Source organism: Microlunatus speluncae (assembly GCF_009299835.1).
In the GTDB taxonomy this organism is placed as follows: Bacteria; Actinomycetota; Actinomycetes; order Propionibacteriales; family Propionibacteriaceae; genus Microlunatus; species Microlunatus speluncae.
In genome coordinates this window covers 175,118-189,053 of sequence record NZ_VKCZ01000014.1, presented here as the reverse complement: position 1 = coordinate 189,053, position 13,936 = coordinate 175,118, and the positions used below count along the sequence as shown (strand labels likewise).

Sequence of the window (13,936 nt, the reverse complement as noted above, 5' to 3'; positions counted from 1 at the left end):
AACGAACAGTCGGGTGTCCTAGCATTTCTGGTCATGACCTTCGCGAAGACGGAACGCGCCGCGTTGTGTGACCTCTTCGACGAGCTCGGGGCGGAGGCCCCGACCTTGTGCGAGGGGTGGACGACCCACGATCTCGCGACCCACCTGTGGATCCGGGAGACCGATCCGCTCGGGGCGCCGGGCATGCTGGCCAAACCGCTGGCCGGGCTGACCGAGCGCCGGATGGCCGAGACCAAGCAACGCTGGGAGTACGGCGAGCTGGTCGACCGGCTGCGGCACGGACCGGCCCGGTTCTCGGTCTTCGCCATCCCCGGGGTGGACGACGCTGCCAACACCACCGAGTTCTTCATCCACCACGAGGATGTCCGGCGCGGCGGGCCGGTGCCGCAGCCGCACCGGGAGCTCGACGACGAGGTCGAGGAATGGATGTGGCGGCGGCTCAAGCTGCTCGGCCGGGCCTTCTTCCGCCGGGCCCAGCTCGGGGTCACGCTGGAGCGGTCCGGCTCGGTCACCGACTCCGGCGAGGCGGAGAGCATCCGGGCCAGCACCGGCTCCTCGATCGTCACCGTCGTCGGCGTACCCAGTGAGCTGATGCTGTTCGCCAACGGCCGGACCACCGCCGCCGAGGTCAAGCTGGTCGGCGAACCGGAGGCCATCGACCTCCTCAATTCCACCGACCTGAACCTATGACTGGCCGAGGTGGGGGCATCGTGGAGTTGCGAGCGTTGGGTCCGGAGGACATCCCGGGCTGGGTGGAGTTGCTGGACGCCTGCGCGGCGGCCGACCGGACCGGTGAGCACTACTCCGCGGAGGACCTGGTCGAAGACCTGGAGTCCCCCGGGCTCGACCTGGCCCGGGACACGCTGGCGGTGCTGCGGGACGGCCGACTGGCCGGATACGGCAGCCTCGCGGTCCGGGAGACGACCGAACCGGTGTTCCGGGTCGCCCTCGACTCCGCCGTGCATCCCGAGCACCGCGGCCACGGGGTCGGCACCGAGCTGCTCCGCTGGGCGATCCGGACCGCCGAGCAGCGGCAGGCGGCCGAGGGCTCCGACCAGCCGCTGAACCTGCGGGCCGGCCTGCCCGAGGCCGACCAGCGCGGTGCGCGGCTGCTGACCAAACACGGCTTCAGCGCGGTCCGCTGGTTCTCCGAGCTCACCCTCGAGCTGGCCGCGGACCGGCCGGCGCCCGGCCCGGATCCGGCCGGGCTGACCCTGCTGCCGTACGCGCCGGAGTTCGAGGAGCCGCTGCGGATCCTGCGCAACGACGCATTCGCCGATCACTGGGGCGCCGGGACCTGGACCATCGAGGAATGGCGGCATTACAAGACCCGGAGCCGCAACTTCCGGCCCGAGCTGACCTGGCTGGCACTGACCGAGGACGGCACGCCGGTCGGGATGGCGATCACCATGTACTACGAGGCCGACACCGACGCGACCGGGGTCAAGGACGCCTGGATCGACATCGTCGGCACCGCGGCCAGCCACCGCAAGCGCGGCATCGCGTCGGCCCTGATCGGACGGGTCGGAACGTCGGCCACCGAGCTCGGCTACCAGACCATGTCCCTCGGCGTCGACGCGGCCAGCCCAACCGGCGCCGACGCGCTCTACCGTTCGCTCGGCTTCCAGCCGGAACGGACCACCGTGACGTACGACCGCATCGCGGCCGGTCCCGGCGACGCGTGACGGCTCCCAACCTGGTCGTCGTCCTGTCCGACGAGCACGCCGCGGCGGCCAGCGGCTTCGCCGGCCATCCGCGGGTCCGGACGCCGCGGCTGGATCGGCTGGCCGGCGAGAGCCAGCGGTTCGACAACGCCTACTGCGGCAACCCGATCTGCGTGCCGTCGCGGCTGTCGTTGCTCTCCGGCCGCTACCCGCACCAGGTCGAGGCCTGGGACAACGGGGCGATCCCGGGGCCGGACTTCCGCTCCTGGGGGCATCACCTGCGGCCGGCCGGTTATCGGTGCGTGATCGCCGGCCGGACCCACTTCAACGGGCCGGACCGGCTGCTCGGCTTCGACCGGCGGCTGTCCGATGATCTTGGTCACTGGCTCACCCCGGGAGCGGCGCCGCGGCGGACGCCGGAGGCCCGACGGGAGAGCAATTCCCACGTCAGCGAGGTCGGCGCCGGGCATGACGTGCAGACCCGCTACGACGAGCTGACCACGGAACTGGCGGCCGAATTCCTGACCCGGGAGGCGGCGCGGCCGGCCGAGCGGCCCTTCCTGCTCTATGTCGGCTACATGCATCCGCACTTCCCGCTGGTGGCGCCGCCGGAGGACCTGGCCCGCTACGACCCGGCCGACGTCGAACTGCCGCCGGACTGGCGGGCCGACCCGGCCGACCAGCATCCGGTGATCGCCCAGCTGCGCCGGTTCTTCCGCAACGACGAGCCCCTCACCGAAGATCAACTCCGGCGGGCCACCGTGGCCTACTGGGCCTTGATCAGCCACCTGGACCGCCAGGTCGGCCGGGTGCTGGACATGATCGACTCCGGGCCGCTGCGAGACAACACGGCCGTGCTCTACACCAGTGATCACGGCGAGATGGCAGGCCGGCACGGCATCTGGCAGAAGCAGTGCTTCTATCAGGACTCGGTCCGGGTGCCCCTGCTACTCCGGCTGCCCGAGTCGCTGCGCGAGGCCGGGGCGCCGGCCGTGATCACCGACGACGTCAGCCACCTCGACGTCCTGCCCACCCTCCGCGAGCTGGCCGGGCTGCCGGCCGACCCCGACCTGCCCGGCCGGAGCCTGCGCGCCATCGCGCGGGACGGGTCGGATCGGCCGGTCTTCGCCGAATACCACGCCCAGGGCATGCTGAACGCCGGCTTCATGATCAAACAGGGTCGCTACAAGCTCTGCGAGTACGTCAGCGATCAGCCCCAGCTCTTCGATCTCGACGCCGACCCCGACGAGCTCACCGACCTGGCCGCCGACCCCGCCCAGGCCGAGATCCTGGCTCGGCTGCGACAGCACCTGCGCACCATCGCCGACCCAGCGGAGCTGGACCGCCGAGCCAAGGAAGATCAACAACGCCGCCGATCGCGGTAAGGCAGGGCGCCTGGCCGACCGTCATCGCGGGCCGACCGTCATCGCGGGCCTCCGGTCGTCGTACCGCAGAGGGCTTCGAGCAGCTTGCCCATCGCGCTCTGCGCCGTGGCCGATGCCCGCGGGCCGAGGACGGTCAGCGCGGCGACCAGGGCCGACGCCTCGCCCGGGGTCAGGCTGAGCGGCGGCAGCTCCCGCCGGGCGTCGATCGCGTACCCGCCGCCCGGTCCGCGCCGGGTGGTGATCGGCACTCCCGCGTCGATCAACTCGGCGAGGTCCCGCTCGACCGTCCGGGCCGCCACCTGGACCCGGTCACCCAGGGCATCGGCGGTCACCGCCTTCGGCGCGCTGATCCGCAACTCCTCGATCAGTCGATGCTGGCGTTCCACGCGCGGGATCAGCGGCTGGGCTCGTCCGGTCATGACCCCCAACTTATGGCCCGGTGGCGGTTTTGCTGTCCGGAGAACACTGGGCCCCATGTCTCTGCCCCGGCGCAGCTTTCTGGCTCTGACGGCCGCGGTCGGTGTCACGGCCGCCTGCTCCAACCCGACGACGCCGCCCCCGTCGACTTCGCCGACCCCGGTGCCGAGCGCCTCCCGGGCGGTCGGCTCGCCCACGCCGTCCAGCGCGACGCCGAGCGAGACGCCCTCGGAACCGAGCGCGACCCCGACGAAGCTGGGTGAGCCGAAGGCCACCGAGCTCGTCACCGGCCTGACCTCGCCCTGGGGTCTGGTGCCGCTGCGCGACGGCGGTTTCCTGGTCTCCGAGCGGGACACGCGGAGGATCAAGCGGATCGTCGGCCGACAGGTGGCGGTGGTCGCCACCGTGCAGGACGCGGAGCCCAACGCCGAGGGCGGGCTGCTCGGCCTCGCCGCAACCGCGGATGCGCGGTCGGTCTTCGCCTACTTCACCTCCGGCCGGGACAACCGGATCGCCCGGTTCAGCTGGGACGGCAACCGGCTCGGGCAGCCGGAAGTGATCTTGGACGGGATCCCGTACGGCGCCCGGCACAACGGCGGTCGGATGATCGTCGGCCCCGACAATCTCTTGTACGTGAGCACCGGTGAGACCGGTGACCGGGAGCTCGCCCAAGATCGCGACTCACTGGCCGGCAAGATTCTCCGGATCACCACCGACGGCGATCCCGCCCCCGGAAATCCCTTCGACAACGAGGTTTTCAGCTACGGCCACCGCAACGTGCAGGGTCTCGTCTTCGACCCGGAGGGACGGCTCTGGGCGAGCGAGTTCGGCGATTCGACTTGGGACGAGCTGAATCTGATCAAGGCCGGGGGCAACTACGGCTGGCCGCAGGTCGAGGGCCGCGGCGGCGGCTCGGACCTGATCGATCCGCTGGCCGTCTGGTCGCCGTCCGACGCGTCGCCCTCCGGGCTGACGTACTGGAAGGGATCGCTCTATCTGGCCGCCCTGCGCGGCGAACGGCTGTGGGAGGTGCCGCTCGACGGCGACGAGGTCGGTGAGCCGATCGCCCACTTCACCGAGACCTACGGCCGGCTCCGCTCGGTCGAGGTCGCCGCCGACGGCGAGTCACTGCTGGTGCTGACCAACAACACCGACGGGCGGACCCAGCCGCGCGACGGCGACGACCGGCTGCTTAGGATCACCCGGTGACCACGAGGCGAATCCGATGAACTCACGCGTCCGGGCCCGGCTGTTCACCGTGATCGGAGTCGTCGCCCTCGTGCTCGGCCTGATCTGGGTCGGGCAGGGAGCCAACCTGATCAAGGGCAGCTCGATGACCGGGCAGTCGATGTGGTTGATCATCGGCCTGATCGTGGCCGCCGGCGGCGCGGTGTTGCTCTACCTCGGCGTCCGCTCCGGCCGCGACCCGAACGGCCCGCCCGGCCAGCACTGACGTCGCACATCTGATTCGCGACATCACGGCGCGAACGACCGCCGGTAGGCGACCGGGGAGGTGCCGACGACGCGGCGGAAGTGCTGGCGGAGTCCGATCGCGGTGCCGAAGCCGGCCCGGGACGCGATCTCCTCCACCGAGAGGCCGGTCGTCTCCAGCAGCTCCCGGGCCCGGTGCAGCCGCCGCTGGATGAGCCATTGCAGCGGCGTCGTCCCGGTCTGGGCCCGGAAGGTGCGATTGAGCGTCCGTACGCTCGTCGCCGCCCGCTCGGCGATCTCGGCCAGGGTGAGCTCCTGCTCCAGCCGGCCCTCCATCCACCGCATCACCGGCTCGAGACTGCCCGCGGATTCGGGCTCGGCATGGTGGATGAACTGAGCCTGGCCGCCGTCGCGTTGCAGCGGCATCACGGTGGCCCGCGCGGTCTGGGCCGCCACCGCGGAGCCGAAGTCGCGCCGGACGAGGTGCAGGCAGAGATCAAGGGCGGCCGCCCCGCCGGCCGAGGTGACGATGTCGCCGTCGTCGAGGTAGAGCACCGAGTCCTCGACCTGGATGTCCGGGTAGCGCGCCGACAGCTCCGCGGCATGCCCCCAGTGGACGGCGGCTCGCCGGCCGGCGAGCAGTCCGGCGGCGGCGAGCACGAACACGCCGTTGCAGATGGAGCCGATCCGGACGCCGCGGCGGTGCGCGTCGCGGAGCATCTCGACGATCTCCGGCGGCGGCGGCACGTCGTGCGGGTTCAGCCCGGGCACCAGGATCGTGTCGGCCTTGGCGGCTTCGGCCAACGGGTACGGCGGCGTGACCTTGAAGGTCTTCCGGCCGCCGGAGAAGGTCGTGGTCACTTCCGGGCCGCTGACCCGCACGTCGTAGAGGGCCTGACCGGTCGGGGTTCGGGGCGCCGGGTAGGTCTGACCGAAGATCATGCAGGGCATGGCGATGTCGATCCCGCCGGCTCCGTCCAGGGTCACGACCGCCACGACATGCATGACCAGAATCTATCGGATCATGTCATTCTTGCCACTGGGTTGGCCGCGTCCCGCTCGGAACCATGGGGGTCATGGATGCCGGCTCGTTCCTGATCGCCCTGGTTGCGGGGGCGTTCGGCCTGGCCGCGCTGCTCGGTCTGGGCTGGCTGATCGAACGCCCGCTCGGCTCCCAGGTGCGCGCCTGGGTGAGGCAACTGCTGGGTGAGCGGGAGCGACGGAAGTAGCTCCGCTGATCATCCGCACGTCCCGCAGGATGGATGCCCGGCTCCCCTCCGCCGGATCCGATCCATATACTCGAGATACGAATTCCGTCTTCGGTATTCAGAAGATTTCTCGTGGAGGTTCGTCGATGAACGCGGAGATCCCGATCGCGGTGGTGGGCCTCGGACCGCGCGCGCTCGGCACCTGGATCCCTTCCCTGCTGCGGATTCCGGGCTATCGGGTGGTGTCGGTCTGCGACCGGATCGGGCCCTTGGTCGACCGGGCCGTGGCGGCGATCCCGTACCCGGTGCGGACGGCGACCGACTACGCCGAGGTGCTGGCCGACCCCGGCGTCGAGGCGGTCGCCCTCGTCGTCCGGTCGCCCGAGCAGGGAGCGATGGCCGCGGCCGCGCTGGAGGCCGGCAAGCACGTGCACGCCGAGGTGCCGGCGGCGCACACGATCGAGGACTGCTGGCGGATCGTCCGCGCCGCCGCCGCGAGCGACCGGGTCTATGCGCTGGCCGAGCAGACCCGCTACTGGGGCTTCGTCGAGGAATGGCGGAAGCTGGTCGCCGCCGGCGAGCTCGGCCACCCGACGCTCTGCGAGGGCCAGTATTTCCACCACCTGCCCGGCGACAAGCTGGTCGATCCGGCGACCGGTGAGTTCTACGGGCCCGACAACGCGCCGCCGCAGGCGGTGCCGACCTGGCAACAACGGATGCCGCCGATCCACTATCTGCCGCACGAGCTGAGCCCGATGCTCAAGGTGCTGGACGACCGGGTGACCGAGGTGGTCGCGATGAGCACCCGGCCGACCAGCTATGCCCACCCGACGCTGGACCAGCCGGACATGCAGGTCGCGCTGATGAAGACCGAGAAGGACACCATCCTGCGGATGGCCGCCAGCTTCGCCCAGCCGCACCCGCACGGCGAATGGCACTGGTATCACCTGTCCGGCACCGGCGGCCGGCTCGAGTGGCGGCGGGCCGCCCAAGATCAGCCGAAACTGTGGCTGAGCAGCGATCCCGACGCCGGGCTGCGGGACATGGACTGGGGCTACGAGCGGGCCGACGCCCCGAACGAGGCGGTCGGCAGCGGCCACGGCGACGCCGACTACTACGTGCACGCGTCCTTCCGGGACGCGGTCCGCGGCGTGTCCGACCCGGAGCTGAGCGTCTATCAGGCGATGGAGACCGCCGCCCCGGCGATCCTCGCCGCCGAGTCGATCAAGCTCGGCGGCCAGCCCCAGTTGGTCCCCGACTTCCGCCCCGCCGGCTTCCCCACCGTTCCTTGAGACCGTCGGCCCGTTCATTCCCCGAGCCTGCCGGCTTGTTCGTTCCCTGAGCCTGTCGGCTTGTTCGTTCCCTGAGCCTGTCGAAGGGCAAGCCAGACGCCGCCCCTCGGGTTCTGGCCTGGCGGCCGGAAAGGACGCATCAAAGGACGGGCAGGTCCTGGCGGTCGTGGACTTTGCGGCCGGGGCCGGGGGTTCGGCGTCGGCCGGCGCTGTCCGAGCATCGACTGTGACGTTTCCCGGCCTTCCGGCGCCGATCGAGCCGGGAAAAGTCACAGTCGACGATCCAACATCGGACCAACCGATACCCGGCCGGATTTCCCAGGCGACGCCATGAGCCGCCCGCCCTTTGGCGCGTCCTTTCTGGCCGTCAGGCCGAAACCCGAGGGGGCACGATCTGGCTTGCCCTTCGACAGGCTCAGGGAACGAACAGCCGACAGGCTCAGGGAACGAACGCTCACGTCCCATTTCCTGAACCGGGTGCTCAGGTCAGGCCAGCGTGATCATGAACTCCCGGCCGTCCTGGTCGGCGTCCAGCCAGACCAGGGCGTAGTCGATCCCACCAACGGTTCGCCTGATCAACGGCACCGCAGTTCCGTCGACCAGCACGGAACGGTCGGCCGGCACCGGCAGCATCAGGGTGCGGCCCGACTTCGACCCGGGCACCGCCGTCCCGTACGCCCGCACGGTCCAGCTGTCCGGACCGGTGTTGATCATGGTCGACCGGTCCCGGGCGTCGGTGTCGAGGGCCCACTCCTCGGCGCTCCAGATCGGCAGTCCAAGATCACGGGCGTGCCGCCAGACCGCGGTGAAGAACGGGCCGCTGTAGGTCGCGAAGGACACCGGATGGGACTGCATCGACAGGGGCTGGAAGCTGACGTCGCGGCAGTGCCGCAGGTGATCGGCGACGGTGGCGGCCTCGCGTTCATGATCACCGCCGAGTCGTTCGATCATGCTCGTGTCGTCGAACACCTGGGTCGGCTGCTGAAAGACGTCGATCACCGTGCCGTCGAGATCGACGAACCGCGCCGGCCGGGCCGAGCCGAACAGATAGCCGGTCCAGACCTCGCCGGTGCCCTGGGCGTTCAGGTCCATCCGCACCCCGAGTTCGGCGTACACCCGGGCCAGATCGGCCCAGCCCTTCCAGATCAGGCAGTGATTCCGGTTGGCCACCGGTGAGGAGCCGAACCGGCTCCGGAACGTTCCGATGTCGGCGCGGACGATCCCTTCCAGAGTCAGCTCGGAGTCCTCGGCCTCGTCCCAGCCCGCCATCCCGTCGTGGTGGATGCCGAAGGAATGCCCGCTCTGCCGCAGCCGGTGCACGTCGTCGGCCGTGAGCACGGTCTCCCGCTCACCCAGCATCAGATAGCAGGTCAGCCGGACCTCGTGCTCGGCCGCCGCGTCCAGCAGCACCTGGAACTGGTCCCGGCTCGACCAGTCGTCGTCGGAGTCCTGGATCACTACGGAACTGGTGTCCGGGTCGGGATAGAACCACCAGCGCGGCAGTGGGCTCGGCGCCGCCGCGGTGAGCAGCCGGACCAGGAGCTCGGCGTGCAGATCGGCCTGCGGAAGGTGCCAGCAGGCGCGGTCGACGGCATCCACAGCGAGATCCATCTGCCGGTACGGCGCCACGCCGTTGGCCCGGGTGCCGATCCGATCCGGATCACCCTGCCGCAGCCGGGCGACGGCCTCCGCGAGGTCGTACGCGATCACCGCGACCGTGCCCTCGCCGTACGAACTCCGCAGCACCCCCGGCGTCCCGTCGGCCCCGTCCAGCCCGACACTCACGGTGTGAGTAACAGCATGGTGATGGGGAGGTAGGGGTTTCGTTCCCTGAGCCTGTCGAAGGGCAGGCCCGGTGATCCCCGGCTCGAGCCGCTCGGTCGGGACCAGGACCTGAATAGGCCCCTCCGGCAGCCCGGTCAGATAGCCGGGTGCCAACTGCCGATCCAGCGGTCGCAGCCCGAGCGCCAGCGCCAGCCGCCGCGACGGCCGGACCACGACCAACCCGGCGCCGGACCGGGTGCGATCCAGGATCGCGTCGATCTCCGCCTGCCAGAGCGGGCTCCGGGCGAGCAGGATCCGGTCGAACCGCTCCAGCGCCGCGCTCAGTCCGTCCGGCCCGACCGCGTCGAGCTCGACCAACTCGAACCCGGCCAGCCCCTGGCTCCGGCACACCTCGCCGAGATAGCCACCGAACATCCCGGTCGACGACCCCGACCGCACCAACAACCCCACCGTCATGGTGGTCCCCCTCGACCTTTCGCCGAGTTGTCAGAACTGAGTTGCCCTCTGGCACAACTCAGTTCTGACAAGTCAGCTGAGTTTCTCCAAGATCAACTCGCGGACGCGGCCGGCGTCGGCCTGGCCGCGCATCTCCTTCATCACGGCCCCGATCAGGGCGCCGGCGGCCTGCACCTTGCCGGACTTGATCTTGTCCGCGACATCGGGGTTGGCGTTGATCGCGGCGTCGACGGCCGCGCCCAGCGCGCCGTCGTCCGACACCACGGCCAGGCCGCGGGCCGTGACCACCTCGGCCGGAGTGCCCTCGCCGGCGAAGACGCCGTCGAAGACCTGCCGGGCCAGCTTGTCGTTGATCGTCTTGTCGTCGACCAGGGCCTGGATCTCGGCCACCTGTTCCGGCGTGATGCCAGCGTCGGCAAGATCAACTCCGGTCTCGTTGGCCCGCCGGGCCACCTCGCTCAGCCACCACTTCCGCGCCGCCTGCGCGCTGCTGCCGGCGGCGACGGTGCGGTCGATCAGGTCCACCGCACCGGCCGCGACGACGTCGCGCAGCTCGAGCTCGGTGAAGCCCCACTCGGCGCTGACCCGCTTCAGCCGGGCGGCCGGCGGCTCAGGCAGGGTGGCCCGGAGCTCCTCGACCCAGGCCTCGTCCGGGGCGACCGGGACCAGGTCGGGCTCGGGGAAATAGCGGTAGTCCTCCGCGCTCTCCTTGCTCCGGCCGGGCGTGGTCACGCCGGTGTCCTCATGCCAGTGCCGGGTCTCCAGGGTGATCGTCCCGCCCTCGGTCAGCACGGCTGCCTGGCGGGTGATCTCGTACCGGATCGACCGCTCGACGCTGCGCAGCGAGTTGACGTTCTTGGTCTCGGTCCGGGTGCCGAATTCCGTTGCCTGCTTGGGCATCAGCGACACGTTGGCGTCGCAGCGCAGCGAGCCCTGCTCCATCCGGACGTCGGACACGTCGAGCGCGCGGAGCAGGTCGCGGAGCATCGTCACGTACGCCCGGGCGACCTCTGGCGCCTTCTCCCCCGCCCCCTCGATCGGCTTGGTGACGATCTCGATCAACGGCACCCCGCACCGGTTGTAGTCGAGCAGCGAGTATTCGGCGCCGTGGATCCGCCCGGTGGCACCGCCGACGTGCAGCGACTTGCCGGTGTCCTCCTCCATGTGCGCCCGCTCGATGTCGATCCGGTACGTCTCGCCGTCGACCTCCACCTCGGTCCAGCCGTTGAACGCGATCGGCTCGTCGTACTGCGAGATCTGGTAGTTCTTCGGCATGTCCGGATAGAAGTAGTTCTTCCGGGCGAAGCGGCACCAGGACGCGATCGAGCAGTTCAGCGCCAGCCCGATCCGGATCGCCGACTCGACCGCCCGGGCGTTGACCACCGGCAGCGAGCCGGGCAGGCCGAGGCAGGTCGGGCAGGTCTGGGTGTTGGGCGGCGCGCCGAACTCGGTCGAGCAGCCGCAGAACATCTTCGACGCCGTGTTGAGCTCGACGTGCACCTCGAGCCCGAGCACCGGATCGAAGGTGGCCAGCGCATCTTCGTAGGGCAGGACGGTCATCGCGCCGCCACCTCCAGCTCCGGGATCCGATCCAGCAGATTGCCGCCCCAGTCCTTGATCAACTCGCGCTCGAGGGCGGCCCCGACGCGGTACAAACGATCATCGGCCAGCGGCGGCGCCATCACCTGCAGCCCCACCGGCAGCCCGTCCTCGGGCGCCAGCCCGATCGGGAACGACGCGCTGGCGTTGCCGGCCAGGCTGGACGGGATGGTGCACAGGTCGTTGGCATACATGGCCAGCGGGTCGTCGACCTTCTCGCCGATCTTGAACGCCGTGCCCGGGGTCGACGGGGAGATCAACACGTCCACCCGCTCGAACGCCGACTCGAAGTCGCGGATGATCATGGTCCGCACCTTCTGCGCCTGGCCGTAGTAGGCGTCGTAGTAGCCGGCCGACAGGGCGTAGGTGCCGATGATGATGCGCCGCTTGACCTCGTCGCCGAAGCCGGCCTCGCGGGTCGCGGCCATCACCTGTTCGGCCGAGTTCGCGCCGTCGTCGCCGACCCGGAGGCCGTAGCGCATCGCGTCGAACTTGGCCAGGTTGGAGCTGCACTCGCTGGGCAGGATCAGATAGTAGGCGGCCAGCCCGTACTGGAAATGCGGGCAGGCGACCTCGACGATCTCGGCGCCCAGCTCGGACAGCTTGGCCACCGCCTCGTCGAACCGCTGCATCACACCAGGGGCATAGCCCTCGCCGCGCAGGTCGGTGATCACGCCGATCTTCAACCCGCTGACGTCGCCGGACCGGGCCGCCTCGACCACCGGCGGCACCGGCGCGTCGATCGAAGTGGAGTCGCGCGGATCGTGGCCGGCGATCACCTGGTGCAGCAGGGCCGCGTCGAGTACGTTGCGGGCGCAGGGGCCGGGTTGATCAAGACTGGACGCGAGCGCGACCAGGCCGTAGCGCGAGCTGGCGCCGTAGGTCGGCTTGATCCCGACCGTGCCGGTGACCGAGGCCGGCTGCCGGATCGAGCCACCGGTGTCGGTGCCGATCGCCAGCGGCGCCTCGAACGCCGCCAGCGCCGCGGCCGAACCGCCGCCGGAGCCGCCGGGGATCCGGTCCAGGTCCCACGGGTTGCGGGTCGGACCGTAGGCCGAGTTCTCGGTCGAGCTGCCCATCGCGAACTCGTCCATGTTGGTCTTGCCCAAGATCACCACGCCGGCGTCCAGCAGCCGCTGAGTGATCGTCGCGTTGTACGGCGGATGCCAGCCCTCGAGCATCTTCGAGCCGCAGGTCGTCGGCGCGCCCTTGTAGGTCAGCACGTCCTTCAACGCCAGCGGCACCCCGGCCAGCTGGCCGACCGACTCACCGGCCGCGACCTTCGCGTCGACCGCGGCCGCCTGGGCCAGCGCCCGCTCACCGTCGAGATGCAGGAAGGCGGCGACCCGGTCGTCGACGGCGCCGATCCGGTCCAGGTGGGCCTGGGTGACCTCGACCGCGCTGACCTTGCCGCCGGCGATCCGGCCGGCCAGGTCCGCCGCGGTGGCAGTGATCAACTCGTTGCGCGCGCTCATCACGCCTCCTCGTCGAGGATCCGGGGCACCCGGAACCGGTCCTGCTCGGCGGCCGGCGCACCGGCCAACACCTCGTCCCGGGGCAGCGACCGCTGCACCTCGTCGGCCCGGAAGACGTTGCTCAGCGGCAGCGCGTGCGAGGTCGGCGGCACGTCGTCCGCGGCCACCTCGGAGACCTTGGCCACCGATTCCAAGATCACGTCCAGCTGCGGCGCGAGATGCTGCAACTCGTCCTGGGTCAGGTCGATCCTGGCCAACCGGGCCAGGGCGGCAACGTCGTCGGCGGTCAGAGCCACGTCTCTCCTCGAAGGGTGCTGCAATGAGTACCGAGCAATCCTAGGGACGGCGAGCCGGAACGGGGAATCGGGCTCACGCGGCAGTCGGGCCCGGCAGTGCGCCCAGCGTGAGCCAGGCAAATCCGAGGTAGCCGTGATGCCCGCGCAGCCACTGCTGCCGGCCGTCGTCGAGCCGTCGCCGCAGGGCCGCCGCCTCAGGATGATCGGCGTGGTCGAGCAGCCATTCCTCCTGGTTGCGGACCAGCCCGCATTCGTACGCGTCCCACTCCGACTGCGACACCTCGTGCAGGTCGAGCAGCCGCCAGCCCGCGGCCGCCGCGGCGGCGACCACGTCGGGCAGCAGCACGCTGTCCTCGACCGTCGCCCCACCCCACATGACCTCCAGCCGTTCGGCCGGTGGCACCGTCAGCCAGTAGTCGATGCCGAAGAGGAGCCGCCCGCCGGCGGCGGTGAGTCCGCGGAGCGCGGACAACGCCCGGCCCGGGTCATCGGCCAGTGCGTGCTGGGCGCCGACGCAGAGCACGAGATCGTACGTCCCGGTCAGCGTCTTCGCGTCCGCCGCGCGCAACTCGACCCGGTCGGTCAAGCCGCGAAGCTCGGCGTTCTTCCGGCCACGGTCGAGGTCCACCTGCTCCAGATCGACGCCCACCCCGGTCGCGCCGGGGACGGCGGCCAGCATCCGCAACAGCACCTCCGCCCACCCGCAACCGACGTCCAGCACCCGCTGCGGCTCGGACCGGGCCAGATCGGCGACGATCCGATCCAGCCGTCCCGGGTCGATCGGTGAGTTGAGTTCGAGGGACAGCCCGTTCAGCGGCACCGTGGTCATCGGGTCAGCGTGGTCCATCCCGCCCAGGCCGCCAACCGGTTTTGACGCGCGCCGCAGCCCGCCGTCGAGGCGGCGGTTGCACGGCGCCGCTAGCGTGGG

At 70.7% G+C, this 13,936-nt stretch carries 14 protein-coding genes; 7 read left to right on the top strand and 7 right to left on the bottom strand.

The window, feature by feature from the left end:
• Positions 1 to 33: 33 nt before the first annotated feature.
• From FNH24_RS17690 to FNH24_RS17680, 3 genes are read left to right on the top strand one after another with little or no spacing between them, the layout of a single operon-like run.
• Entirely contained in the window at positions 34 to 690 is a 657-nt protein-coding gene (locus tag FNH24_RS17690; RefSeq protein WP_152363540.1) for a TIGR03085 family metal-binding protein, read from the top strand.
• A 20-nt stretch (positions 691 to 710) separates the two neighbouring features.
• On the top strand, positions 711 to 1,685 hold the full coding sequence (locus FNH24_RS17685) for a GNAT family N-acetyltransferase (protein WP_161606179.1): 975 nt from the start codon (positions 711 to 713) through the stop codon (positions 1,683 to 1,685).
• Positions 1,682 to 3,049, top strand: a complete 1,368-nt coding sequence (locus tag FNH24_RS17680) for a sulfatase family protein (RefSeq protein WP_152363538.1) — start codon at positions 1,682 to 1,684, stop codon at positions 3,047 to 3,049. The genes FNH24_RS17685 and FNH24_RS17680 overlap by 4 nt, the downstream gene beginning before the upstream one ends.
• 38 nt (positions 3,050 to 3,087) lie before the next feature.
• Here FNH24_RS17680 and FNH24_RS17675 read toward each other — a convergent pair whose 3' ends face one another.
• The gene (locus FNH24_RS17675) at positions 3,088 to 3,468 is read right to left on the bottom strand and encodes a helix-turn-helix transcriptional regulator (protein WP_152363537.1); all 381 of its coding nucleotides are present in this window, start codon (positions 3,466 to 3,468) and stop codon (positions 3,088 to 3,090) included.
• A 55-nt stretch (positions 3,469 to 3,523) separates the two neighbouring features.
• Between FNH24_RS17675 and FNH24_RS17670 the strand changes: the two genes are divergently transcribed.
• Both FNH24_RS17670 and FNH24_RS17665 read left to right on the top strand, forming a co-directional pair.
• Positions 3,524 to 4,675: a PQQ-dependent sugar dehydrogenase gene (locus tag FNH24_RS17670; RefSeq protein ID WP_152363536.1), complete on the top strand. Its 1,152-nt coding sequence runs from the start codon at positions 3,524 to 3,526 to the stop codon at positions 4,673 to 4,675.
• A 16-nt stretch (positions 4,676 to 4,691) separates the two neighbouring features.
• Positions 4,692 to 4,919, top strand: a complete 228-nt coding sequence (locus tag FNH24_RS17665; RefSeq protein WP_152363535.1) for a hypothetical protein — start codon at positions 4,692 to 4,694, stop codon at positions 4,917 to 4,919.
• Between the two features lie 23 nt (positions 4,920 to 4,942).
• Here FNH24_RS17665 and FNH24_RS17660 read toward each other — a convergent pair whose 3' ends face one another.
• On the bottom strand, positions 4,943 to 5,902 hold the full coding sequence (locus tag FNH24_RS17660) for a GlxA family transcriptional regulator (protein ID WP_152363534.1): 960 nt from the start codon (positions 5,900 to 5,902) through the stop codon (positions 4,943 to 4,945).
• A 71-nt stretch (positions 5,903 to 5,973) separates the two neighbouring features.
• Here FNH24_RS17660 and FNH24_RS31500 point away from each other — a divergent pair, with 71 nt between their 5' ends.
• Complete coding sequence (locus FNH24_RS31500) at positions 5,974 to 6,126, top strand: hypothetical protein (protein ID WP_161606178.1); 153 nt, start codon at positions 5,974 to 5,976, stop codon at positions 6,124 to 6,126.
• 125 nt (positions 6,127 to 6,251) lie between these two features.
• The gene (locus FNH24_RS17655) at positions 6,252 to 7,397 is read left to right on the top strand and encodes a Gfo/Idh/MocA family protein (protein WP_161606177.1); all 1,146 of its coding nucleotides are present in this window, start codon (positions 6,252 to 6,254) and stop codon (positions 7,395 to 7,397) included.
• A 486-nt stretch (positions 7,398 to 7,883) separates the two neighbouring features.
• Here the strand turns inward: FNH24_RS17655 and FNH24_RS17650 are convergent, their stop codons facing one another.
• From FNH24_RS17650 to FNH24_RS17630, 5 genes are all read right to left on the bottom strand, one after another.
• A complete protein-coding gene (locus FNH24_RS17650) occupies positions 7,884 to 9,638 on the bottom strand; it encodes a hypothetical protein (RefSeq protein WP_152363532.1) in 1,755 nt (584 codons plus the stop codon).
• Between the two features lie 72 nt (positions 9,639 to 9,710).
• On the bottom strand, positions 9,711 to 11,198 hold the full coding sequence (gene gatB / locus FNH24_RS17645; RefSeq protein ID WP_152363531.1) for an Asp-tRNA(Asn)/Glu-tRNA(Gln) amidotransferase subunit GatB: 1,488 nt from the start codon (positions 11,196 to 11,198) through the stop codon (positions 9,711 to 9,713).
• Positions 11,195 to 12,712, bottom strand: coding sequence for an Asp-tRNA(Asn)/Glu-tRNA(Gln) amidotransferase subunit GatA (gatA, locus tag FNH24_RS17640; RefSeq protein WP_152363530.1), 1,518 nt, complete (start codon positions 12,710 to 12,712; stop codon positions 11,195 to 11,197). Before gatA ends, gatB begins: the two co-directional genes overlap by 4 nt.
• Positions 12,712 to 13,008, bottom strand: coding sequence for an Asp-tRNA(Asn)/Glu-tRNA(Gln) amidotransferase subunit GatC (gene gatC / locus FNH24_RS17635; protein WP_152363529.1), 297 nt, complete (start codon positions 13,006 to 13,008; stop codon positions 12,712 to 12,714). Before gatC ends, gatA begins: the two co-directional genes overlap by 1 nt.
• 73 nt (positions 13,009 to 13,081) lie before the next feature.
• Complete coding sequence (locus tag FNH24_RS17630; protein ID WP_161606176.1) at positions 13,082 to 13,837, bottom strand: SAM-dependent methyltransferase; 756 nt, start codon at positions 13,835 to 13,837, stop codon at positions 13,082 to 13,084.
• Positions 13,838 to 13,936: the final 99 nt, after the last annotated feature.